This is a genomic window from Pedobacter zeae, from assembly GCF_014196715.1.
In the GTDB taxonomy this organism is placed as follows: domain Bacteria; phylum Bacteroidota; class Bacteroidia; order Sphingobacteriales; family Sphingobacteriaceae; genus Pedobacter; species Pedobacter zeae.
Genome location: NZ_JACIEF010000002.1, coordinates 482,402 through 505,689, shown reverse-complemented (window position 1 = coordinate 505,689; position 23,288 = coordinate 482,402). Strand labels below are relative to the sequence as shown.

The 23,288-nt window shown below is 37.9% G+C and carries 21 protein-coding genes; 13 read left to right on the top strand and 8 right to left on the bottom strand.

Annotated elements, in window-relative coordinates; genetic code table 11:
* Positions 1 to 4: 4 nt before the first annotated feature.
* The 8 genes from GGQ60_RS08680 to GGQ60_RS08645 form a co-directional block, all read right to left on the bottom strand.
* Positions 5 to 442: a GNAT family N-acetyltransferase gene (locus GGQ60_RS08680; protein WP_183762464.1), complete on the bottom strand. Its 438-nt coding sequence runs from the start codon at positions 440 to 442 to the stop codon at positions 5 to 7.
* 186 nt (positions 443 to 628) lie between these two features.
* Positions 629 to 2,005, bottom strand: coding sequence for a paraquat-inducible protein A (locus tag GGQ60_RS08675; RefSeq protein WP_183762461.1), 1,377 nt, complete (start codon positions 2,003 to 2,005; stop codon positions 629 to 631).
* A 32-nt stretch (positions 2,006 to 2,037) separates the two neighbouring features.
* A complete protein-coding gene (locus tag GGQ60_RS08670; RefSeq protein ID WP_183762458.1) occupies positions 2,038 to 3,363 on the bottom strand; it encodes a paraquat-inducible protein A in 1,326 nt (441 codons plus the stop codon).
* 280 nt (positions 3,364 to 3,643) lie between these two features.
* Positions 3,644 to 4,639, bottom strand: a complete 996-nt coding sequence (gene gap, locus GGQ60_RS08665; RefSeq protein ID WP_183762455.1) for a type I glyceraldehyde-3-phosphate dehydrogenase — start codon at positions 4,637 to 4,639, stop codon at positions 3,644 to 3,646.
* Positions 4,640 to 4,798: 159 nt separating this feature from the next.
* Entirely contained in the window at positions 4,799 to 5,878 is a 1,080-nt protein-coding gene (locus GGQ60_RS08660) for an MraY family glycosyltransferase (protein ID WP_183762452.1), read from the bottom strand.
* A gap of 142 nt (positions 5,879 to 6,020) precedes the next feature.
* The gene (locus GGQ60_RS08655; protein ID WP_183762449.1) at positions 6,021 to 6,761 is read right to left on the bottom strand and encodes a glycosyltransferase family 2 protein; all 741 of its coding nucleotides are present in this window, start codon (positions 6,759 to 6,761) and stop codon (positions 6,021 to 6,023) included.
* A 107-nt stretch (positions 6,762 to 6,868) separates the two neighbouring features.
* The gene (locus GGQ60_RS08650) at positions 6,869 to 7,288 is read right to left on the bottom strand and encodes a hypothetical protein (RefSeq protein ID WP_183762446.1); all 420 of its coding nucleotides are present in this window, start codon (positions 7,286 to 7,288) and stop codon (positions 6,869 to 6,871) included.
* 321 nt (positions 7,289 to 7,609) lie between these two features.
* The gene (locus tag GGQ60_RS08645; protein ID WP_183762443.1) at positions 7,610 to 8,074 is read right to left on the bottom strand and encodes a hypothetical protein; all 465 of its coding nucleotides are present in this window, start codon (positions 8,072 to 8,074) and stop codon (positions 7,610 to 7,612) included.
* 1,329 nt (positions 8,075 to 9,403) lie between these two features.
* Between GGQ60_RS08645 and GGQ60_RS08640 the strand changes: the two genes are divergently transcribed.
* From GGQ60_RS08640 to GGQ60_RS08580, 13 genes are all read left to right on the top strand, one after another.
* On the top strand, positions 9,404 to 10,222 hold the full coding sequence (locus GGQ60_RS08640; protein WP_183762440.1) for a polysaccharide biosynthesis/export family protein: 819 nt from the start codon (positions 9,404 to 9,406) through the stop codon (positions 10,220 to 10,222).
* Positions 10,222 to 12,630 (top strand): GumC family protein, encoded by a 2,409-nt coding sequence (locus GGQ60_RS08635; protein ID WP_183762437.1) that lies wholly within the window; start codon positions 10,222 to 10,224, stop codon positions 12,628 to 12,630. Before GGQ60_RS08640 ends, GGQ60_RS08635 begins: the two co-directional genes overlap by 1 nt.
* A 78-nt stretch (positions 12,631 to 12,708) precedes the next feature.
* Positions 12,709 to 13,212, top strand: a complete 504-nt coding sequence (locus GGQ60_RS08630; protein WP_183762434.1) for a UpxY family transcription antiterminator — start codon at positions 12,709 to 12,711, stop codon at positions 13,210 to 13,212.
* Positions 13,213 to 13,424: 212 nt separating this feature from the next.
* Complete coding sequence (gene asnB, locus GGQ60_RS08625; RefSeq protein WP_183762431.1) at positions 13,425 to 15,212, top strand: asparagine synthase (glutamine-hydrolyzing); 1,788 nt, start codon at positions 13,425 to 13,427, stop codon at positions 15,210 to 15,212.
* A complete protein-coding gene (locus GGQ60_RS08620; RefSeq protein WP_183762428.1) occupies positions 15,202 to 16,353 on the top strand; it encodes a glycosyltransferase family 4 protein in 1,152 nt (383 codons plus the stop codon). The genes asnB and GGQ60_RS08620 overlap by 11 nt, the downstream gene beginning before the upstream one ends.
* A gap of 101 nt (positions 16,354 to 16,454) precedes the next feature.
* Positions 16,455 to 17,309 (top strand): ABC transporter permease, encoded by an 855-nt coding sequence (locus GGQ60_RS08615; RefSeq protein WP_183762425.1) that lies wholly within the window; start codon positions 16,455 to 16,457, stop codon positions 17,307 to 17,309.
* 50 nt (positions 17,310 to 17,359) lie between these two features.
* Entirely contained in the window at positions 17,360 to 18,622 is a 1,263-nt protein-coding gene (locus GGQ60_RS08610; RefSeq protein WP_183762423.1) for an ABC transporter ATP-binding protein, read from the top strand.
* A complete protein-coding gene (locus tag GGQ60_RS08605; protein WP_183762420.1) occupies positions 18,619 to 19,344 on the top strand; it encodes a hypothetical protein in 726 nt (241 codons plus the stop codon). Before GGQ60_RS08610 ends, GGQ60_RS08605 begins: the two co-directional genes overlap by 4 nt.
* Positions 19,344 to 20,111: a glycosyltransferase family 32 protein gene (locus tag GGQ60_RS08600; protein WP_183762418.1), complete on the top strand. Its 768-nt coding sequence runs from the start codon at positions 19,344 to 19,346 to the stop codon at positions 20,109 to 20,111. The genes GGQ60_RS08605 and GGQ60_RS08600 overlap by 1 nt, the downstream gene beginning before the upstream one ends.
* The gene (gene wecB / locus GGQ60_RS08595; RefSeq protein WP_183762416.1) at positions 20,108 to 21,211 is read left to right on the top strand and encodes a non-hydrolyzing UDP-N-acetylglucosamine 2-epimerase; all 1,104 of its coding nucleotides are present in this window, start codon (positions 20,108 to 20,110) and stop codon (positions 21,209 to 21,211) included. Before GGQ60_RS08600 ends, wecB begins: the two co-directional genes overlap by 4 nt.
* 2 nt (positions 21,212 to 21,213) lie before the next feature.
* Positions 21,214 to 22,110 (top strand): glycosyltransferase family A protein, encoded by an 897-nt coding sequence (locus GGQ60_RS08590; RefSeq protein ID WP_183762414.1) that lies wholly within the window; start codon positions 21,214 to 21,216, stop codon positions 22,108 to 22,110.
* Positions 22,103 to 22,552, top strand: a complete 450-nt coding sequence (locus GGQ60_RS08585; RefSeq protein ID WP_183762412.1) for a cupin domain-containing protein — start codon at positions 22,103 to 22,105, stop codon at positions 22,550 to 22,552. Before GGQ60_RS08590 ends, GGQ60_RS08585 begins: the two co-directional genes overlap by 8 nt.
* A complete protein-coding gene (locus GGQ60_RS08580; protein ID WP_183762410.1) occupies positions 22,536 to 23,288 on the top strand; it encodes a class I SAM-dependent DNA methyltransferase in 753 nt (250 codons plus the stop codon). Before GGQ60_RS08585 ends, GGQ60_RS08580 begins: the two co-directional genes overlap by 17 nt.

The window sequence follows — 23,288 nt, the reverse complement described above, 5'->3', positions numbered from 1 at the left end:
TTAATTATTTTGATTTTAAGTTTAATTTCATTTCGTAATGGAAGCCGATTCCGGGGATATCAAATTCGGGCGACTCGGTGGTAAAACCGATTTTTTTATAAAATGCTGCTGCTGTTGAGCGGGCATTGCACCATAAATAATCGGTATGATATTCTTTTAAATATTCGATGGCAAAGGTAACCAGTGCAGCACCATAGCCATTTCCAACAGCATCGGGATGCGTGGCCATACCACGGAGCTGATACCCCTCGCCCTCCTCCGGAAAAAAATCATTGCGCATAAAAGTAGCAATAGATTTTATTTCTCCATCTGTTAAAAAACCAAGGTGAAAAGTATCGTAGGCAAGGTCGCCCTCAAAAACACAGGCTTCCAATGGCTTGTTATTGCGTAAAACCAGGCTTCTTAAAGGCAGCACTTCTTCCGGAAGAATAAATTTGACCATATTTTTATCGTTAGCTTATACCTGAAGACATTGCTATTAGGATGCGCAGCAAACGTTTGCAAAGTTAACAAAGCAATTGAAACCCGATAATAATATCACTTACAATTTTCAACATGTTGAAAATTGCTAGCGCGTTCGAATTCAAAAGAATAATCTGCCATTTTCAGTAAAGAAGTGCAGCGCCTATCAATCGCGGCCATCATTGGTAGCATACTCCATATTTGATTGCTTACCTGGAGCATTTTTCTCGTCAATGCGCTTTATAATAAAAGAAAGCACTTTTGCATAAACCACATAAGCTACAAATATGAAAAACCCGAGTTGCAGCGCCGAATTATTGGCTGTAACCGTGGTTAGTGTATCGTTTTTAATGTTCAGGCCGGAGAGCTGGCTTTTAAGTATTCCGTTTAAACCGATATAAGTCATGGTGGTGCCTACTACCATTACATCAGCCATATCCCATTTACCGAGATCGAATGCCATAAACCGCAGCACTTTCTGGCTTCCGAAAAAATTTCTGCAGGATACGTATATCCCTCTTGCCACAATACGGAAAAGCGGCAATACCACTACAAATATGAGCAACAGGACACCAACAAGCACGGCATCGGGTTTGGGCTGTTCAATTAATGTTCCTATAATTCCCAATATACTTTTGCTCTGAAAAAAAAGAACCTGATTATTGAAGACAATTTTATCACCTAATAATGCGAATTCAAGTGTTTTAATGCGTGCATCAACCTCGATTATCGGAGCGCTAACACCCACTGCAAGTAGAACAACCGCAAAAAGCAACGACATGACGAACAATGGCACATGCAATTGTACCTGTTTTCTTAAAAAGAGCCATAGCGTTAATGCAATGGCCACAGAGGCCAGTATACCCCAAGTACAGCGAAACGTATCTTGTCTGATTTGTGCGAGTTTAGTTTCAACGAGGCGATCGTAAGCGGCGGCCCCGGCAACATGGTATTTTTTGTAAATGTTATGTTCTACCGTAGTAATGGTGGTATCGGTACTATCGTAGGTCTGCTCTTCCAGCTCATCTACTTTACTTGCGGCAACATTTTTAAGCCTTTTTAAACTGGTTGGACTAGTGATCTTCGTTACAATGGTTTTTGCAAAAGAGGGCACCTGTGCATGGAGTTCGTCTACATCTACAATGCTGTTAAAAGCGAACTTTTTGAGTTTCCCCCCCAACGTTTTCTGGGGTTTTGTTACTTCTGAAACCGCTTTATTAACCAATCCGTGCAGTTCTTTCTCGATCCCTTTCCGCATCTCTGTTTTCTGTTTTGCCGTTAATTTAAAGCCTTTTACACGTTGATCAACAACAGCCGAAATCTTTTCTCCCCATCGGTCTACGGAAAAAATACCAAACGTAATGTTGTTTGATAAGCTATAATCTTCCTTCATCCTTTTCTGCTCGTAAGAAAGCTGATGGAAACGGTAACCAAAATAGGCTTCACCGATCAGAAGCAGGCCAAGCGCCGTAATTAGTGCAAAAGTTACCAGCCGGCTCTTCTTTGCCAGTGTATTGGTTGGATTATGAGTTGTTGTTGCCATAAAATTTAATCTAACAGCTGCAATAAATCGGATCAATGAACATCGTGCGGAGTGATAAACTTTAATATTGTAGAAAGAATGAGGCCATATAATACAAAGCTGATGAATATGATATATCCGGGCTGCAAGGCAGTATTATTGGTGGTTAGAATGGTTAAAGAATCGTTTTTGATATGGAGTGCCCGAAGCTGCCCCTCAAGTAAACCATTTAAACCGATATAAGCCATTAAGATGGCAATTACAATGACATCGGCCATGCTCCACTTGCCCGACTGGAAAGCAAAATATTTAATCACTTTATTTTCGGCCAGCTTTTTATTCCCCAGGAGGTGGATTCCTGTTGAACTCAGTTTTACTACCGGAAAAAGGATGCTAAACACCAATATCAGCACTCCAACCAGAATCGAATCGATACCAGGCTGGCTAATAAGAACGTGCACCACATCCATGATACTTTTGCTTTGAAAAAACAGCACCTGATCTTTAAAAACCACATGCTCGCCAAGCAAGACAAAATCGAGCGAACGGATGCGGGCATCGACCTCTATCATTGAAGCGGTAAGGCCAACAGCGAGGAGTATGAATGCAAACAACAAAGACATTACAAAAAGGGCAGTATGCAAGTCACGGCGTTTACGAAGCCCCCACCAGAATCCCAAAACAATAACTACGCAAGCGAGCATACCAAATGAATAAGCATACGTTTTGCTACGGATATTTGATAGCGACTGAACAAGCTTTTTATTCAGTGCATCGGTAGAAGTTACATGGTACTGTTTGTACAATGCCCTTACTGAAGCTCCGTTAGAAACAAATGCACTATCGAGTTTTTCTTCATTGGCAAGTTCGTTAAACTCGCCCATGGCCATTTTACTCAGTTGTTGCTTGTTTGTTGGATTATCTACCTCGGCAATAATCTTTTTCGCAAAAGCCGGCACCTGCGCCCTGATACTATCAGCGTTTACAAAGTTTCGGATTACAAATTTCTGAATCTTACCACTAATTGTTTTTTTGGGCTTGTTTACCAGGGCTTCGGCTTTATCTATAAGTGCGAGCAGTACATTTTGTACTTCCGTTTGTAATATTTTCTTTTGTTTCCTGGTCATCTTCAGGTTGCGTACCTGGTGGTGCACGATCTTTGACACATTATCTTTCCATTGCTGCACCGAGAAGAGTCCGTAGGTAATGTTATTGATATCGGAATAATCTTCCTTTATGCGTTCCTGCTGATCGGAAAGTTGGTGCAACCGCCACCCAAAATATCCTTCAGCCGCCAGAAGCGCTGTAAGGGAGAGGATAAGCCAGAATTTGGGAAGAAAAGACTTCCTTTTTGTCGTGTTTGTATTTTGTGTTTCCAAGCCTGTTCAGTTTACCCGTTATTTTCTGTTCCTGTTTAGATTATAGAAAGCCATTCGACGTATTGATGCCAATTGTTGGTGCCACATTCCGGCAGATTAAACCAATAAAACGCAAAAAGGTTTAGCAAAAGCCAAACCTTTTTATTTTTTTAAATATTTTAACCACTAACACTAACTAACAGTACCTCATCCAGCCCTTATGGCCTAATAGTAGTATACGGATATGCTTTAAGTCAGGGTGTAACCGGAACAGGGAGGTAAATCAACCAACCTAAAAATATCAGCCTTTTTGCAATGAATCAATTTTCTTCACCACATCGATTAAACGGCTGCTGTAACCGAATTCGTTATCGTACCAACCTACTACTTTAACCAGATCGCCCACGATTGATGTTAATAATGAATCGAATATGCACGAATGTGGATTATCGATAATATCGATAGAAACAATCGGATCTTCGGTATACTCAATAAGGCCTTTCAGTTTATTTTCAGCCGCTTCTTTAAATGCAGCATTAATTTCTTCAATAGTGGTCTTCTGCTTTAACAGGCAGGTAAAATCGGTTAACGATCCGTTTAAAACCGGAACCCTGATTCCTGCTCCTCCCAAACGGCCATCCAGTTCCGGAAAAATATGGGTTATGGCTTTGGCAGCCCCGGTAGTGGTTGGAATAATGGAAGACGAAGCCGCCCTTGCCCTGCGTAAATCTTTATGGTTTGCATCATGTAAGTTCTGATCGCCAGTCATGGAGTGGATGGTGGTAATATAGCCTTCTTCAACCCCCCAGTTATCATTCAAAATTTTGATCATCGGGGCGATATTATTAGTTGTACAGCTCGCATTAGACAATACAGTACTTCTTAAATCAATCTCATGGTCATTCACACCTAATACTACCATTGGAATATCATCGGCTGCCGGAGCTGAGATGAGCACCTGTTTTGCACCCGAGGTAATGTGTTTTTCGGCAGCCTGCCTGCTTAGGTTTTTACCTGTACAATCAACCACGATATCAACTCTCAGGGCCGACCATGGCAATTCATCGGCCTCCTTAATGGCAAATACAGGAATAGAAACCTGATCGATAACCAACGCATCAGGCTCTGCCGAAACCTGACCGGAATAGACGCCATGCACGGTGTCGTATTTAAATAAATGAGCCATCGTTTTCGCATCTGTCAGGTCGTTAATTGCTACCACTTCAAATCTTTCAGCCAATGCCAAACGTAAAAATGTTCTTCCTATTCTACCAAAACCATTTATTGCCAGCCTCATCGTGTATAAAAATTAGAGCGCAAAATTAGTGTTTATTTATGAATTGAATGCGTGATAAATGATTTGAGTTGGAGCTTGGCTAAATTTTAAAGATTCCAGGCTTCAGAGCCGGAAAAAGGAATGATTAAAAGCTGTTTTTTAATCCGGGCAACGCCATAATTAAGCTTTCCGTTTTCTAAGCAAGCTTAGGGATAGCGCTGCGTTAAAGACAACGCAGATTCCTATAATAAGGAAAATGAGTACAAAATTTCCCAGTCGCTGCAGCGCAATGGTAGCTACCAAAATAACCGTGTTAAGGGCCAGTGAAGCAAGTACAATCCAATTTGGCTTTAAACCTAACCTTTCTAAACGGTGGTGGATGTGATTACGGTCTCCCTTAAAAGGGGATCGCCCCTTTAAAATACGGATGGTAAACACCCTTAACGAGTCGAAAATGGGTACGATCAGTATCGCCACTGCTATTGCCGGTGCAGAATAAAAGTCTGGCCTGTTTACTTGGGTAAACTTGTTGAGCTCTATAAATTTAATAGCCAATGCAGCAGAAATAAGCCCGATAATCAGTGCCCCGGTATCGCCCATAAATATTTTAGCGGGAAACCAGTTGTATTTTAAAAAACCGGCTATAGCGCCCGCCAGACCAAAGGCAATACATGCATAAGGTACCTGTCCCATCAAAGAGAACAAAATACCAAAAACCAGGCTCGTTAAAATGCCTATCCCACCAGCCAATCCATCAATACCATCTATTAAATTGAATGCATTATTGAGAAAAATAATCAGGACAATCGAAAAAAAGCTTCCCCATATAGGTGCCATATCTCCTATCCCCAATACACCGTATAAACTTGTTAAACGGAAGGCACCAAAAAAAACCAGTATAAAAGCAACAACGATCTGCAGAATAAATTTGGTACTGGTATTGGTTCCATAAACATCGTCTTTTAAACCAAGCGCTGCAAGGATGATGCAGGAAGCGATTAAAAAATTAGCTTCTTTAAAATTAATGATAGCAGAAAAAAGCAGGATACATACGGTAAAACTACCTATAATGGCCAAACCACCTAAACGTGAAATATTACGTTTATGGTTTTTACGGTACAAGTCGTTCTTATCAAAAAGGCCATATTTTAAAGAAGTATAGATTACACTTGGAATACTGACGATCACGGCTGAAAAGGCCAAAACAAATATGGCTATATAGAAATAGTTTGGACTGGTATTCAGAATATCTTTTAGCAAAACATATAGCGACTGGTTAGCAAATATAAGTATCCTGAAATAAACAATGCGAAGGGTTACAAATGTTTTACATGATATAAATCAATAGAAGTGGATTGATCATGTGATTCAGCAGACCAGGTAGCTGATTGCACTGGCAAAATTAAAATTGACTGAGTTTACTTAACTTTTTCTTCATGACCACAAAAAGCGGATAAGGTATACGATTTCTTTTCAGGGCTTTATAATCATTAACAAAGGCAGCAATCCTGCTCATCAAAGATTGGTTGCTTAGGCCGCCTGTACGCATATTCACCATTAAGCCAGGCAGATAAACCGCTTTTATTTTATGGGTATAAAAGTAACGTAATATCAGCTCGTAATCGGCAGCGGTACCGAAATCTAACGCATAATCTCCATTTTTTTCAAACAGCGATCGTTTCAAATACAGCGTAGGGTGCGCAGGCATCCAGCCATTTTTAAGGTTTGCGGGTGTATGCTGATGTGATTTCCAGGTTCTGACAATTTGCTGTGCCGCAGGATGAATGTAATTGAGATCGCCATAAAGACCCTCTATTTCCGGTTGACCGATAAAAGCCTGGGCTACTGTTGCCAGCACATTTGCATCTGCAAACAGGTCGTCGGCATTTAAAATCCCGATCACCTCTCCTGTTGCTCTTTTAATCCCTTTATTTAAGGCATCATATAAACCTTTATCTTTTTCGGAAACAAAATAATCGATAGCCGACCGATTTTCCTGAATAATATCCAGCGTTCTGTCGGTCGAGCCACCATCAATTACGAGATATTCGACGTTGGCATAAGTTTGGGCCTTTACAGAATCAAAACATTCCTGTAAAAATGTTTCGCCATTGTAAACGACCGTAATAAGGGATATTTTCATGATTAACCAGGAAGTTTGCAGCTCTTTAGCTATCGAACCGAAATCTGGGTAAATATAAAATTAAGACGCGATACACAGAAGATAATCTATCACAAACGTTAAATAACTTAAAGCTTAGTTCTTTTCCTGATGATTAAAATACCGAATAAACCAATGGCCGCACCAAAAAACCAGGTATGATCGTCGAGATTGCATTGGACCATATTAAATTCCCCCTCAAAACCATAGCTGACAGTACCTACACAAGCACAAACACCAAGTGCACATAAACCAAGCAATGAACATACTCCACATGTATTGCCAGTAACGCTTACTGTTTGCCAACTACAATAGTCGGTAGATAAAGAAGTACTTGTAGTATTATTATATAATGCATGCCCACCCGTTAATAAGTTAAGATTTTTTGAAGTATATACTTTGTTATAATTTGCACCTGCATCTGTTATTAAACAGCCTGTGGCACTTCCCTGGGGATAAGAAAAGGTAGGAATTAGAAATATTAAAACGAAAAGGCAAAAATTCTTCATATCATTTGATTATGATATACTAATTTACCGCCTTTATAAACTATAAACTACGTTCGTTTTGTTCATTTGAGACCATTCATCTAAAATGAAAAGTATTTTATCCACTGCTAACTGAAATTACTTGGCATGAAATTCTTAAACCCAGCAATGACTGAAAAGCCATTAAAACTTAAGCAAATGAATGTTATTCTACAAATTAAACCGATAAAGTACCTGAGCTATTGCAATGATCATTAGTTTTCACTCTCCTCAAAGATTAATGCCTAATAGGTGTTTTGAATCATACAAGAAAATAACCAGGAGCCTGGTTTTGTACACAGATCAAAAATCTGTTTGAGTCTTTAACGTTCTTAATGATTTATTTCGGACAATGTATACGGCAAAAAAAGAAAAACAAAATAGTATATAAACAGAATCATCAATCGGGGCACTGCAAACGGTTAAATCATGTAATTGCCCCAAAGCCCCTTGGCTATAGCTACCACCGGCTTTCTGCACAAAACAGGTTTGGCCGACTTCGCTAAATTGTGTATTGGGATTAATGTATCCACATGAAGGATAATTACCCTGGTTATAATCAACAATATAATTTATTCCTGTTGTATCATAATATTCCCAGGGGCCCCAAAACGGATTGCCAGGAGCATAATCGGTTTTAAGCCATTTTGTATATACCGCCTCATTAGGCACTAAACAACCATAAGAAGAACCAGGATCAGAAGCAAGGCTTTGGAACGACTTAAAAAACAGTATTAAGAAAAATATAAAGAAAACTACTTTTTTCAACAGACAACTAACTAAAAATATGAAATGAAGATGCCTAATTGAAAAATGAAATTAATTGCAAAAACTCAAAAAAGCAGTCTAATTACGACTACAAAATTAAATTATTTTGACAACGAATAAAATGAACAAATCGTTAAATCAGATTCATATGACAAGTGGTATTTTATAAATAAGCAAGGAAAAAACTGAGAAAAGCGGGTTTAAACTCTTTAAACGCACAAAATTCATCCAAAACGGCCAAAGAGAATTAATGCCTGCATTTGATTAAAATCAATAACAAAATTATTTAAGCTATCCTACGGGATCCTAAATAGTTGGTACAAATTAAAAATCAATGAAAATTACATGCTCGATCAATCAATAATGCCTGCATTTCAATCCAAGGAGCATAATAAATAACAGTTGTAGAATATCGTAATTATCAGACTATTTGCAAGCGAAAAACAACCAAAATCTCATGGGCTTTTCATCCCTTGAAAATAAACATACTATATCTTTCTTTAAATTGTACCTACTCTCTTCCTGATGAACATTGTTCCGGTGAACCCGGCCAATAAAATCAGGATGGGTAAATAATCATCGATTGGACATTGTATATGGTTTTGTAGGAGTAATCCTCCATAAACTGTACCTATAGTACATTCTCTGGTGGACGTGCTTGCCGGTTCAGTGGGCCAACAGCCAGCGGGAATACTGACAGGAGTTCCTCCATAATTAGGGCCGAACAGCCCAGTGGTGCCCAAATTGTTCGGATAATATACATTATCAAAGCCAGGGCCATAATATTTTATGCAACCAGTTTGTGCTTGAACATTACTTAAAAAACACGTAAAAATGGCCAGCAGAAAAAATCTCAAATACCTCATACACCAATATCTTAAAATGTTATTCGCTTTAAATCAATCATCGCCACTATGATGCCTGAAAATATAATGACCAAAATAAACGACACCTCGGGATGTAGGTGATATCCAAATGGTATTGCAACAGGAATAGCGACCTTCTATTTAATAACTATAAAACCACCATCAACTTTATAGCTTAAATAAAACGCTGCAAATATATCGCCAAACTCTGACGCCAGAAACATATAAATCAAACTTTATTTGATATATATCAACAAAAAAGGCCTTTTGATTCGAATGCGTTTTATGATAATCGCCAGATTAGACCATACTGGAGTCGAAAGATGTTATTTATCGGGGAGATCCCAATTCCAGCTTAAAAAAGATAATCAAGCGCCTTAATTCTAATTTAACTTTTTTTAAGCATCTTTAAGCTATATCTTTGCACCTTAACCCCAGGCTTCTATTCTACATTCTGATTAAGATGATGATCCCAACAAAAGCAATTTTAAAACTTCTTTGTATTTTAGCTATCTGTACTGCCTTATCAAGCTGTGCTGCCAGAAAAGAACATAGTCTGTTTAATGCTCCAAGCGATGTAGTTACCGACACCATTAAACAAGTATATGTGGTGAATGATCAGGGTATAAGTGATGCCTATTATAAAATAAAGGTAAATGATCAACTGGCCATCCGAAACCTGCAAAACAAAGAATTTGGCGCCACGCCATCGGCCAACAGCAGCACAAACGGTAACCAAACCGTAAGCGGATCTATCAATAATGCCCTTTCTTATTTAGTAGATGTTGATGGGAAAGTAAACCTCCCCGCCATCGGAAAAGTGGATGTAGTAGGCTTGAGCAGACGGGAGGCTGCCATTAAAATCCAGGAGTTATATGCTAAACAATTGCTGCGCGATCCGATTATAGAGCTTAGTGTGGTCAATTTAAAGGTTACTTTATTGGGCGAATTTGGTAAACAGGGGAATTTTTTACTGGAACGCGAAAACACTACCCTGATTGACATTATTGGTGAAGCAGGAGGGATCAACAAAACTGCCGACCCTAAAACGTTGAAAATTATCCGTGGCGATAGAAGCCACCCTGAAATTATTTATGTTAACCTGAATGATATCAACAGTTTGGCCAGTAAAAAACTGGTTCTCCAGAACAACGATATTATTGTACTACAGCAAACCAAAAGCTCGGCATTAAGCGAAAAGCTAACCAGTGTCAATAATATCGTACAACCCTTTCTGGTAGTGGTTAACCTGGCTGTATTAATCTTTACTTTAACCCGCTAATGGATAACAGTACAACGATAGAAAATAGAAAGTTAGCCAGCCAGACCATTAACTATTGGAAAATCGTATTGATTTTTCTAAGCAGGTGGTATTGGGTAGCCGGAACGGTATTGATCAGTTTTGTAATGGCCTGGTTGTATGTGCGCAGCATCACGCCCATTTACATTACCTCTGCTTCGCTAAAGTTAGATGGCGACCAGCAGCAGCAAATGGCCTCACTTCCCGGATCACCTGTAAATTATCGCCCTTTTAGCCAAAATCAGATCCAGACTGAGGGAATCATTATGCGTTCGGAAGATGTAATTTTAAATGCATTAAAGAACCTCGATTATAAAATCAGCTACTACCTGGAGGGCAGGGTGCGTGTAACCGAACTTTATCCGAAACAGCCTTTTCAGGTTGATATCTTAACCCAAGATTCTGTAAACTTTAGCAGGGCTACCTATTCTGTTAAACCCATCGATGGTAAAACCTTTGAATTATCGAGCAGCGACGACAATAACAAGAGTTTAAAAAAATATCGTTACGGACAGGCGATCAATGCCGGCAACATGGTTTTTACCATCAAAACCGAAATCCCTTCCACCGGAAATTACAGTTTCAAATTTAACGGGATCAGGGATTTGTATGGAAGGGCTGCAGGTGGGTTAAATGTTTTTGAACAGGAAAAAAATACCAATATCATGGGCGTTACCCATACGGATAGCAACCCTGTTTTCTCTGCTAATGTGCTCAATGAGATCATTAAGCAATATGTAAAGAATGATGCCACACTTAAGAAAAGATCAGCCAAGCAAACCATAGATTACCTGGATAGCCAGATCGCATTTTTAGATGCCCAGGTAAATAAATCGGGCAACAAGCTCTCCAGTTTCCAGAGCAGTAACAAACTCATCGATCCAAGTAGCGATAAACAACTGGGCAATTCGAAACTGAGTAATCTGCAAAACCAGATTGCAGAATTGCAACTGCAGGAACTTGGCATCCAACAATTGGAAACCCAGGTTAAAAACAATAAAGACCAAATCCAGCTGAACCTGAACCTGGAAGGCACAAACAGTACACTCTTAACGGGCCTCATTACACAGCTTAACGGGTTGATTATAAGCCGCGAGAATAAATTACAGAATTTCAATGCCGATGCTCAGCCCGTTCGGGATATTAACCGGCAAATAAATGAGGTAAAGCAGGCCATAGTAACCAATATCCGCTTATTACATGAGCGTAATCAAAAAACAATCCGTTACATTAACGGGCAAATTGGCCAGGCCAACCAGGCACTGAGCAGTATACCGGCCAAACAGAATGATTTTGCCAAACTGCAAAGTAATTTTGATATTAACCAGCGTATGTTTTCCATGTTGTTTGAACGGAAACTCTCTGCGCAGATCAGTTCGGCAGCTGTAATTTCAGGTGCAACCATTATCAGTTTAGCGCAGCCTTCTTTCTCCCCTATTTCTCCTGTGCCTAAGAAAATTTATTCTTCTTATTTGTTTATGGGCTTATTTTCAGGACTTGGTTTAATTTTATTGGTCAGAATATTAAACCCTTACCTGTATGATATCGAAACGATTGAGGGCTTAACTGCAACACCGATTATAGGTGTAATCTTAAAATATCCAAAAAAAGTTCAGCCCGGCGAAAGTGTTTTATCTATAGAACGACCAAAGTCTATATTTGCCGAATCGGTGAGGTCTGTGAGAACAAACCTGAGTTTTATGGCCAGCGACCAGGAAACCAAGGTAATCTGCATCACCTCTGAAGTTTCCGGAGAAGGAAAATCTTTCGTTAGTTTAAATCTTGCAGGTACCCTATCCATTATAGACAAGAAAGTGATTTTGATCGCTGCAGACTTGCGAAAATCTAAACTCCACTATGCCTTTGGCTCCGACAACCGTATTGGTTTAAGTAATTATTTATCCAAACAGGCCGATTTAGCGGATATTATCTTTACGGATGAACGGCATAATATCGACTATATTACTTCCGGCCCGGTACCGCCAAATCCTTCAGAATTGCTGCACCACAAATCGATGGAAACGCTGATCGAAAAACTCAGGGAAAAGTACGAATATATCATTATCGATACCGCTCCCATCGGCTTGGTTTCAGACTCTGTGCCACTGATCAGAAAGGCCGATATCAATCTCTTTATCATCAGATCGGGTGTATCCAAATTCAGGGCCGCTACCATTCCAGACCGTTTATCGAAAGAATATGGGCTGAATAACATTGCCATTATCCTGAATTCATTTGGTGACGAGAAGTTACATGCAAACATTTATACCACCAATTATGCTCATAGCAATGCCGGAACGTACTATTATTCTAATTATACAGGTTATGGAAAAAGCGGCTATTACGATGACGAGAAAAGCTGGTGGGAATTTTGGAAAAAAAGAGGTTAGTTTTTAAAGCATTAAAGGCTTGGACAAGCTGGGAAAAGCGCAAACATTTGAAAAAGATTCAGCGTAAGGTTAAGCTAAATGATAGATCAAAATTACAAGTGGTATCCGGTTTATACACATTCGAGAGCAGAAAAAAAAGCGAACGAAGAACTGAACAGAAAAGGAATCCAAACTTATTTACCTCTTAAAAAGGTGGTTAAGCAGTGGAGCGACCGCAAAAAAATCGTCGAAGAGCCCTTGATTAAATCTTATCTATTTGCGTATATTTCGGCAAGAGAATATGCAGAAGTTTTGATGACCAATGGCGTTGCCAGATTTATTTATTTCTCCAACAAAGTCGCTTCTATTCCTGACCAACAAATCCATGATCTTAAGCTTTTGCTCGCTACAGATTCCGACCTGGAAATCATGGATTATGAGATTAAACCAGGAGAAAGCGTATTGATTAAGGCGGGTCCATTTAAAGGCATAATAGCAGAATTGGTAGCTGTACAAAATAAACAACGTATTATTTTACGTTTGCAGAATATGGGTTATTCGATAAATATTAATACATCGGTAGCCTTTGTAGAGCCGTTTTAGCGATGGAAGAGGTGAGATGGAAAATGTATGATGGAAATGTGAAATGGAAGCTGAAAAACAGTACCATTAACAGATAATAAAACGCTGATGCATGATGCTCAGCTTTATTTATAAATAACATATTAATCGGTCATTTTTTTTAAATAAAATGTGACTGAGGGGGCGAAGCTGTATCCGGTGCAGAATAAATAGCCGGGATTCTATTCCAAAAAATGTGTCGAATAGCGGGCATTATTAACAGCAAAGATTCTTTAGTAAAAGTTAGTGAGCAGGTAAAGACCATGTGCGATAGTATGCAACACGGCGGACCTGATGATCACGGCATTTATACCGCACAAAAAGAATCCATTTGCCTGGGTAACCGCCGCCTGGCGATTCTAGATCTGACCAGCAGTGGTCATCAGCCTATGGTTAGCCATAAAGAGGACTTTGTCATCACCTATAATGGAGAGATTTACAATTACCAGCAAATCCGGAGCGAACTTATTAACCAGGGCTATATATTTAAAACACAAACCGATACCGAGGTAATATTGTATGCCTACCAGCATTGGGGTGAAGCTGCTTTTGGCAAACTGGATGGGATTTTTGCTTTCTGTATTTTTGATAAGCGAAAACAACTTGTTTACCTGGTCCGGGATCAAAACGGGATCAAACCTTTATATTATCATCTGGCCGGCGAAACTTTAACTTTTGCATCGGAGGTAAAGGCATTTAAATATGCGGGTATCTCTCAGGAAAATGATAACTGGCGAATTTATTACCTTGCATTTGGCCATATCCCTGAACCTTATACAACCCTTAAAAATGTATGTAGCCTGGCAAAAGGCTGTTTTCTGAAATACAACCTCAGAAGCGCAGAACATTTTATTCAATCGTACCATGAGTTTGAAAGTACATCTTACATCAATAATGAAAGCTATGCTATAGAAAGAATCCGCGAGCAGCTCGACCATTCTATTAAGCAGCAAATGATTTCTGATGTTGATATAGGTGTACTATTCAGTGGCGGCCTCGATTCGAGCATCATTACCATACTCGCTAACCAATATAACCACAAACAGTTATCCAGTATTTCTGCCAATTTTAATGAAATCGATTTTTCAGAAAAGAAACAGCGGAATAGCCTGCTTCAGAAAATGGATATCCGAAAAATTGAACAGCTGATCACCTACCGTGATTTTGTACAGAATTTCGAAACCGTTTTAGCCAATATGGACCAACCCACAAATGATGGGATTAATACCTGGTTTGTATGTAAAACAGCAAAAGAGCAAGGTATAAAAGTCGTACTATCCGGTTTAGGTGCCGATGAGCTTTTCGGGGGCTACCCTTCCTTCGACCGGATCCACAAAATACAGAACCTAAACTGGCTGAGTAAAAGTGTTTTACGCAGCATGCGTTTCTCCAGCAATACCAAGTTTAAACGACTATATTACCTCAGTTTAAACTCCCCTATTGGCGAATACCTGTGTTTGAGAGGGGTTTATTCACCTGATGTAATTGCCGAATTATTAGACATCGATATGAAAACCGTTATCGATTGCCTTGAAGAGATTCCGCTGCAACCTGGAATTAAAAAAACCAGTAACGAAACCCGGGCAAGCTGGTTTGAGTTTAACATGTACATGCAAAATCAACTACTAAAAGATACCGATTTTATGAGCATGAGTCATGGCGTTGAAGTACGTGTGCCTTTTCTCGATATTAACTTTGTAAAACTGGTGCTTTCCATCTCTAACGAAATTAAATTCAGTTATGAGCAGAAAAAGAAATTGCTGGTAGAAGCTTATAAGGAAGATTTGCCCATAGAAACCTGGAAAAGATCGAAAATGGGTTTTACCTTCCCGTTTCAGGAATGGATGAGAAAAAGCAGTGATATTGCCAATCCATCTAGGTACACCAACAAAAGAGCAAAATCGCTTATCGAAAACTTTGGCAAAAACAAATTGCACTGGAGTTCGGCACTGGCTTTATACAGAACCTACCATGCCAGTTAAGGTTTTATTTTTAACGCTAAAAACATTTAGTTTAACAGGGGGAATTGAGAAGGTATGCCGCAGTGTAAGCCGTGTTTTATACGACTTAAGTGAAGAAGATCTGGTACAGTCGACAGTATTTTCGATGTATGATAAAAATACAGACCGCGATTCCAGGTACTTAAGCAAAGAGCAGTTTAAGGGTTTTGGAGGGAAAAGGGAACGTTTTGTGGTGCAATCTTTTTTAGCCGGATTAAAGGCTGATGTGATTTTGCTGAGCCACATCCACCTCATCAATATCGTTTACTTTATTAAAAAGATACATCCCAACAAAAAAATATACCTGCTGGCACACGGTATCGAAATCTGGAAGAAGTTCTCGGATGCCAAGCTTAAAATGCTGAACCAGCTCGATAAAATTATTTGTGTAAGTGCGTTTACTGCAAAAAAAGTGATGGATATGCACCATATTCCTTCAGAACGGATTGAAATAGTAAACAATTGCCTTGATCCCTTTTATCATCAGGCAACCAACTTTGAGAAACCCCGGTTACTATTAGATCGATACCATTTAAATCGCGACGATATTATTTTGTTTTCGCTCTCCCGCCTGTCATCGTCAGAAAAATATAAAGGTTACGACCATACCATCGAGTTATTACCAAAATTACTGGAAAGCTATCCAAACCTGGTTTATTTACTGGCTGGCAAATGGGACGCGATTGAAAAGAAACGATTAGACGACCTGATTGCTAAAAACAAGCTCCAGAATCATATCCACATGATTGGCTTTATTGATGAAGCTGAGCTTACGGAGCACTTTTTATTATCTGATATTTTTATACTACCCAGCAAAAAAGAAGGTTTCGGCATTGTATTTATAGAAGCACTTGCAAGTGGTTTGCGGGTAATTGCAGGCAATAAAGATGGCAGTGTAGATGCGCTTCGCGGTGGTGCATTGGGTGTACTAGTCGATCCGGATGATCAACACGAAATATTAACCAGTATCTGTTCATTGCTTGGGCATATACAAACCCAGCAAGAGAAGAAAAATCTTCAGGAAAAATGTATTGAGGCATTTGGCTATAACCAATACCTCCAATCAATACGAAACCTGCTACTCAATGGAAAAATTAATACCGATGAGTTTGCTGCTTCTTAAGCTTGGTTAAGGATTAGGGCTTAATAAAGAGGTTAGAGATGGATATCAGGAAAGAAAGAACAGACTACAACAGTAAAACATGAACAATAACCAAGCTATTTATGGTTAAAGAAGAGCAAAAATGGACCATTGAATCAAGCGCATCTTTATTTAACCTGAAACTGAATGAGGTTTGGGCTTACCGCGATTTACTGGTATTATTGGTGAGAAGGGATTTTGTTTCCTTTTACAAACAAACCATATTGGGGCCTTTATGGTTCTTTATCCAGCCATTATTTACGACAATCATCTTTACCTTTATTTTCGGTAACCTGGCGGGTATCTCAACTGATGGCTTGCCCAAGCCTTTATTTTATATGGCCGGAATTACCGCATGGAATTATTTTGCCGATTGTTTAACCAAAACTTCTTCAGTCTTTAAAGACAATGCGGCTATTTTTGGTAAAGTATATTTTCCAAGGTTAATTATGCCGCTTAGCATTGTAGTGAGTAATTTGGTACGCTTTGGGGTACAAATGTTATTGTTTCTCATCTTAATGGCCTATTACTATTTCGCTGGAGCCAACTTTAGCATTAGCTGGGCCATTTGCCTGTTTCCTCTTATTGTAACATTGATGGCTTTGCTAGGCCTTGGAGCAGGGATGATTATCTCTGCAATGACAACGAAATACAGGGATCTGGCTTTCCTCATTAGCTTTGGTGTGCAATTATTAATGTACGCTACAACAGTAATCTATCCTTTATCTGAGGCCATAAAAAAATATCCTGCCTACGCGTGGATTATTGAGTATAACCCCATGACGCCAATTATTGAAACTTTTAGATATGGTTTTTTGGGTCAGGGAAGTTTTAGCTGGCTTAGCTTAGGTTACGCCACACTCGTTACTATTATACTGATGCTACTGGGTACGATAGTTTTTAATAAAGTAGAGCGGAACTTTGTAGATACGGTTTAAATGGATGATGTAATATGGATAATGGAAGACAAACACTAATCACCCTTTAAATGTCGAACATAGCAATAAAAGTAGAAAATCTGAGCAAAGCCTATCAACTTGGCCAAATTGGCACAGGTACCATCAGTCGTGATTTAGAACGATGGTATGCGCGGATTCGGGGTAAAGAAGATCCATTTTTACGGATCGGCGAGAACAACAATCAAAATACCAAAAGCGAAAGCAATGTAGTTTGGAGCTTAAAGGATATTGATTTTGAAATAGATCAGGGCGATGCTGTTGGTATTATCGGAAGAAACGGTGCCGGGAAAAGTACCTTGCTTAAAATATTAAGTAAAGTTACTGCTCCTACAACCGGGAAAATATCTGGTAAAGGCCGTATTGCAAGCTTACTGGAAGTAGGCACAGGTTTTCACCCGGAGTTGAGCGGCCGGGAAAATATCTTTTTAAATGGCGCCATTTTAGGCATGCGTAAAAAAGAAATTCAACGCAAACTCGATGAAATTGTAGATTTTGCAGGTATTGAGCGTTATTTGGATACGCCAGTTAAGCGTTACAGCAGCGGCATGTATGTACGGCTGGCTTTTGCCGTTGCCGCACATTTGGAAAGTGAAATATTAATAGTAGATGAGGTACTGGCCGTTGGCGACGCCGAATTTCAGAAGAAATGTTTGGGTAAGATGGGTGAAGTGAGTAAGGGTGAAGGAAGAACGGTGCTTTTTGTGAGCCATAATATGCTAGCTATCAGATCATTTTGTAAAAAGGCTATCTTTCTGAAAAATGGAAAAGTGGAAGAAGTTGGAAATGTTACACAAATTATTTCATCTTACTTAAATCGAACTGATAAACATATAATCTCTTTTGAAAATGAAGATTTTATTGCCGAAAGCATTGAAATTTTAAATAAAAACAACTTTATTGTTGAAACAATTACTAATGGAGAAAGGCTTCGTATCAAAGTTCGTATAAGAACAAAAGTAAATAACCCTAACATGGGATTTTGTATTGCATTATACAATGAGACACAAGAATTAGTAACCTGTATCAATACTTTTCATATTAATAGTTTTATTTCCGATTTAGAAATTGGCACCCACGAATTTATTGTTCCATTTCAAGAATATATTTTAAACGAAGGAAGATATCATATCAGCCTTCACCTTAATAGCCGGCAAGGTACACTTTACGAAATTATTGAAAACTGTTATTCTTTTACGGTTTTGGATGATGATGTTAGACGTGGAGGAATCTATAGAGGTGAGTGGCCAGGTGCCATAAGCCTAGTTCCGGAAATAAAAATTGAATCAATATGATAAACCTTAAAAACCCTACCATTACTGAACTTATCAATAAAGTTGGCAATCAAATTTACTATGGACCGTTCAGTGGTCTAAAAATCCCAGAAATTTTATTTGATCAATTGACAGTCCCGGAAGTATTGGGTCTTTATGAATCATGTTTGTTCGAAACTTGGGGAAAAATAGCCGGAAAGGCAATGGAAAATATAATGATTATTGGTGGTCATACTGGATATTATAGTGCATCGATGAGTTACCTATTGCAACCCAAAAACAACTATACTTTCGAAACTAATCTTTCGCTACATCATTTCATATCAGCATGGTTCTCTACCAATGATCTGGTTTCTCCAAAACTATATGGTGCAGCAACAGAAGTGATTTTTAAAAACTGGGAAGATAGAATTGACTTAATCATATGTGACTGTGAAGGTGAAGAAATGAATTTACTTAATCCAAACCAGTTTCAATGGCAAAAAGCAACTGATATTGTTGTAGAAATTCATCCATTTTACAAAGAAAAGGCTCTGGGTGAACTAATCTCCAGATTTAAACAAACCCATCAAGTAAATATTATCTACGACGATTTCGATGAAGATACTAAAATAACCAAAATACTTTCGGGCCTTGGGCTACAAAAACTTAAATATGATAAACATCCAACGCACAGGTGGATACATCAAAAAGGAAAAAAAATGTTTACGAGTGGTATTTTTTTATATCTAGATAAGCTATAATGATACCTAAAACAATACATTATTGTTGGTTTGGGAACAATAATTTGGATTCCTTATCAACTACTTGTATAAATAGCTGGAAAAAATATCTTCCAGACTATAAAATTATCAAATGGGATGAATCTAATTTTGACATTAGTTGTAATAATTATGTCCTTGAGGCATACCGTCAGAAAAAATGGGCATTTGTAAGCGACTATGTTAGGGCCTATGTTTTATACCATTATGGAGGTATTTATTTAGATACGGATGTTGAAATCAGAAGCAACTTAGATATATTTCTATCAAATCGTGCATTTTCAGGCTTTGAGTTAAAAGGATTTCCTTTTACGGCAGTGTGGGGCGCAGAAAAACAACATAACTGGCCAGGTCTTGTATTGTCTTACTATGACAAACAAAAAGCTTTTACATTAACGACAAACACGGCGATTGTATCCGGAATTTTAGAAAAACATTATAAAGTTAATCGAAATGAAGATAGGCTACAGAGGCTTGAAGACGGTGTTTGTATTTATCCCTCAAGCACCTTTTGTATTGACTTACCAAAGAATTATGCGTGTCACCATTTCAATGGTTCGTGGGAAGAAAAAAATGAAGTACTCTATAAAGATTTGATGAGGTTTTATTATTACGAAAATCAGTATTTCAGTGATAAAACTGGTGGGACCGATCATAATTTTCAGATTAGAATAGCTAAAAAACTTAAATTCAAGTATCTTATTAAGGAAGTGAAAGATAGATTGCTCCAAAAATTGATGTTAAAATGAAAGTTATGTTTGTTCTTGGCACAAGGCCCGAAGCCATTAAACTTGTTCCTGTTATCAAGGAATTTGCCAAGCATAAAAAATACAAATTAAAAGTTTGTTTTACTGGTCAGCACCAGGAAATGGTTTTGCCCATTTTTGAGTTTTTTGATATCAAGATAGATAAAAACTTAAAATTAATGAGAAATGACCAAACACTTAGCGCAATAACTGGAAGATTATTTACGAACCTTGGCATTTATTTAGCTGCCCAAAAACCTGATCTTATATTCGTACAAGGTGACACAAATACGGCAAGGGTTGCAGCTACAGTGGCATTTTATCTCAAAATTAAAATAGCTCACATCGAAGCCGGTCTAAGAACCTTCGACATCATGTCGCCCTTTCCGGAGGAGTATAACAGGGTTGTTATTAGTAAAATTGCCAATTATCATTTTGCTCCAACTAAAAGGGCTAAAAATAATCTTTTGGCAGAAGGTATAAAAAAAGATGCAATCCTAGTTACAGGGAATACTGGCATTGATACCTTACTGCTCACATTAAAAAAATATAAAACAATTGCCAGCGATAATGATTGGGGTAAAAATGGTAGAAATATAATACTCATAACCTGTCATAGAAGAGAGAATTTTGGTAAAAGATTGAATGAGATTTGTAAAGCTATAAAAGAGCTTTCTTTTATATATAAGAATTTTGATTTCGTCTTCCCAGTACATCTGAATCCGAATGTCCAAAAAACTGTCAATCAAGAATTACAGGGATTAAATAATGTCTTTCTTATAAAACCCTTGAACTATCTTGAATTCGTCTCATTAATGGATAAATCATATATCATTCTCACTGACTCGGGTGGGATACAAGAAGAAGCTCCAAGTTTAAAAAAACCCGTACTTATTTTAAGGGAAACTACAGAAAGGCAAGAGGCGGTTGAAAGTGAGTTAGCCATTCTTATTGGAGATAATGCAGAAAACATTATAACTTATACAAAAAAACTAGTTGAAGACAGTAATTTTTATTCTAAAATGACTCAAAATAAAAATCCTTACGGAGATGGAAATGCTGCAATAACGATTTTCAATAAATTAGAAAATATACTGTCTTAAAAATGTATTTTACCTGTATTGTAACATGCTATAATCGAGAGAATACAATTGAACGTGCTATTAGGAGTATATTAAATCAATCTTTTCGGAATTTTGAAATCATTGTAGTAGACGATGCTTCCCTAGACCAAAGTGTCCAGGTAATAAATAGCATCAATGATAAACGAATAAAAATTATCAAGCATAAAAAAAATCAAGGCCAAAATGCAGCGCTAAATACGGGAATAGGACATTCAAAACACGAAATAATTGCATTCCTAGATAGTGACGATGTATGGGAAAGAGATTATCTAGAAGAAATGGCCCTTGTTTATATGAAGTATCCCGAAATAAGTTTTTGCTATTGTAATTTAGTAAATGGTCCTGTATGGAATTTAGAAGGAGAAAATAAATACGCAGAAGTATTGAATCAAGGTTACCTCTCATCAATGATTACGATAACTGCAAAAAAAAAAGCTATTCTTGCAATAGGGCAATTCGACCTTAAATATACCATTTGCCAGGACGATGATTTTTGTTTCAGATTATCTCAAAAATTTTCTTTTAAAATAATCAATAAACCGTTAGCAAAAATTGTCGGAGCTAATAATTCAATGACTTTTCATTTAAGTAATGTAGCAAAAGGTTGGGCTTTTCTTTTTAAAAATTACAAAAACGATATCTTGCAATTTTGCGGTCCAAAAACTTATGCCAAACACATGCTTAAAGTTGCAACATTATATTTTCAAATTTCCAAAATAAACAAAGGTATAAAGTATTATCTCGTAAGCATTATTTATTTTCTGTCACCGAGGAAAAATTTTTTCAGGTTTTCTTCTGCTGAATTATGGGATAATACGATAAACATTGTTAAAATGTTTTATAGAAAATTTAAAAATAAGGTAGTTAAAAATGCTTGAGAAAATAGAAAACCAAGGTGTTATTTTAGCCATTATCATCCGATCTAACTACAATAAAAAAGGCATCTCATTCTTTACACCTGACGATTTTTCTCAGCAGCTAGGCTATATGAACCGACCTAAAGGCTATAAAATCGATCCACATGTACATAACCTAGTGGAAAGGAAAGTTACCCTAACTCAGGAAGTTCTTTATGTAAAATCGGGCAAAGTCCGTGTAGATTTCTATAAAGATGAGCATAATTATCTCCAAAGCAGGATTGTAGAAACAGGCGATGTGATTTTGCTTGCTACAGGTGGGCATGGTTTCGAAATGCTGGAAGATTCTGAAATGATTGAGATAAAACAAGGCCCTTATTGCGGTGATGAAGATAAGGTAAGATTTGATCACACTCCAAAAAATATCATCCTCATAAATAAAAATAATGAGCCAGAACTTTAAACATTATAGTCAATATTATGACTTGTTATATAAGGATAAAGATTATCAGTCTGAAACGGATTATTTAACTTTCCTCATCAGCAGTTACCTACCAACTGCTAAAAATATTATCGAATTAGGTTCAGGTACTGGTAAACATGCTAAACTTTTAGCAGAAAAAGGATACGAGGTTCTTGGCTTAGAACGCAGTTCGGAAATGGTTGAAATCGCTAACCGCACCGTAAATGAAGGAGTCAGCTTTAAAATTGCTGACGTAAGCAACTTTGAGCAGGAACAATCGTTTGATGTAGCTTTGTCAATTTTCCATGTAATTAGCTATCTAACTGAAAACGAAGATTTGATTAACACATTTAATCAGGTAAAAAAGCATCTGAATACCGACGGTCTGTTTATTTTCGATGTTTGGCATAGCCCGGCCGTTCATGCACAAATACCCGAAAAACGGGTCAAAAGACTTAAAAACAGCGATGTCGAAATCATAAGATATGCCACCCCTGTTATTGACGCAGAACGGAATATTGTAGAAGTGAATTATCTCATCGAGGCTAGAAACCTGCATAATGGGCAAATCTCTACTGTAGAGGAAAAGCACCCAATGCGCCACTTCGGTAAGCCTGAAATAGAGCTATTGGCTTATGCTACCGGATTTAAGCTACTTCATTGCGAAGAGTTTCTAAGCAAAGTTCCTCCATCAGATGAAACATGGGGTGTTTGTTATGTCCTTAGAAAAAAATAA

Bases quoted from the DNA above. Each gene is read 5' to 3' on its own strand.
- gap (WP_183762455.1), bottom strand. From the start codon at position 4,639: ATGAGGCTGGCAATAAATGGTTTTGGTAGAATAGGAAGAACATTTTTA.
- GGQ60_RS08640 (WP_183762440.1), top strand. From the start codon at position 9,404: ATGATGATCCCAACAAAAGCAATTTTAAAACTTCTTTGTATTTTAGCT.
- GGQ60_RS08630 (WP_183762434.1), top strand. From the start codon at position 12,709: ATGATAGATCAAAATTACAAGTGGTATCCGGTTTATACACATTCGAGA.
- GGQ60_RS08585 (WP_183762412.1), top strand. From the start codon at position 22,103: ATGCTTGAGAAAATAGAAAACCAAGGTGTTATTTTAGCCATTATCATC.
- GGQ60_RS08655 (WP_183762449.1), bottom strand. From the start codon at position 6,761: ATGAAAATATCCCTTATTACGGTCGTTTACAATGGCGAAACATTTTTA.
- GGQ60_RS08615 (WP_183762425.1), top strand. From the start codon at position 16,455: ATGGTTAAAGAAGAGCAAAAATGGACCATTGAATCAAGCGCATCTTTA.
- GGQ60_RS08580 (WP_183762410.1), top strand. From the start codon at position 22,536: ATGAGCCAGAACTTTAAACATTATAGTCAATATTATGACTTGTTATAT.
- wecB (WP_183762416.1), top strand. From the start codon at position 20,108: ATGAAAGTTATGTTTGTTCTTGGCACAAGGCCCGAAGCCATTAAACTT.
- asnB (WP_183762431.1), top strand. From the start codon at position 13,425: ATGTGTCGAATAGCGGGCATTATTAACAGCAAAGATTCTTTAGTAAAA.
- GGQ60_RS08675 (WP_183762461.1), bottom strand. From the start codon at position 2,005: ATGGCAACAACAACTCATAATCCAACCAATACACTGGCAAAGAAGAGC.
- GGQ60_RS08635 (WP_183762437.1), top strand. From the start codon at position 10,222: ATGGATAACAGTACAACGATAGAAAATAGAAAGTTAGCCAGCCAGACC.
- GGQ60_RS08605 (WP_183762420.1), top strand. From the start codon at position 18,619: ATGATAAACCTTAAAAACCCTACCATTACTGAACTTATCAATAAAGTT.
- GGQ60_RS08590 (WP_183762414.1), top strand. From the start codon at position 21,214: ATGTATTTTACCTGTATTGTAACATGCTATAATCGAGAGAATACAATT.
- GGQ60_RS08620 (WP_183762428.1), top strand. From the start codon at position 15,202: ATGCCAGTTAAGGTTTTATTTTTAACGCTAAAAACATTTAGTTTAACA.
- GGQ60_RS08610 (WP_183762423.1), top strand. From the start codon at position 17,360: ATGTCGAACATAGCAATAAAAGTAGAAAATCTGAGCAAAGCCTATCAA.
- GGQ60_RS08650 (WP_183762446.1), bottom strand. From the start codon at position 7,288: ATGAAGAATTTTTGCCTTTTCGTTTTAATATTTCTAATTCCTACCTTT.
- GGQ60_RS08680 (WP_183762464.1), bottom strand. From the start codon at position 442: ATGGTCAAATTTATTCTTCCGGAAGAAGTGCTGCCTTTAAGAAGCCTG.
- GGQ60_RS08600 (WP_183762418.1), top strand. From the start codon at position 19,344: ATGATACCTAAAACAATACATTATTGTTGGTTTGGGAACAATAATTTG.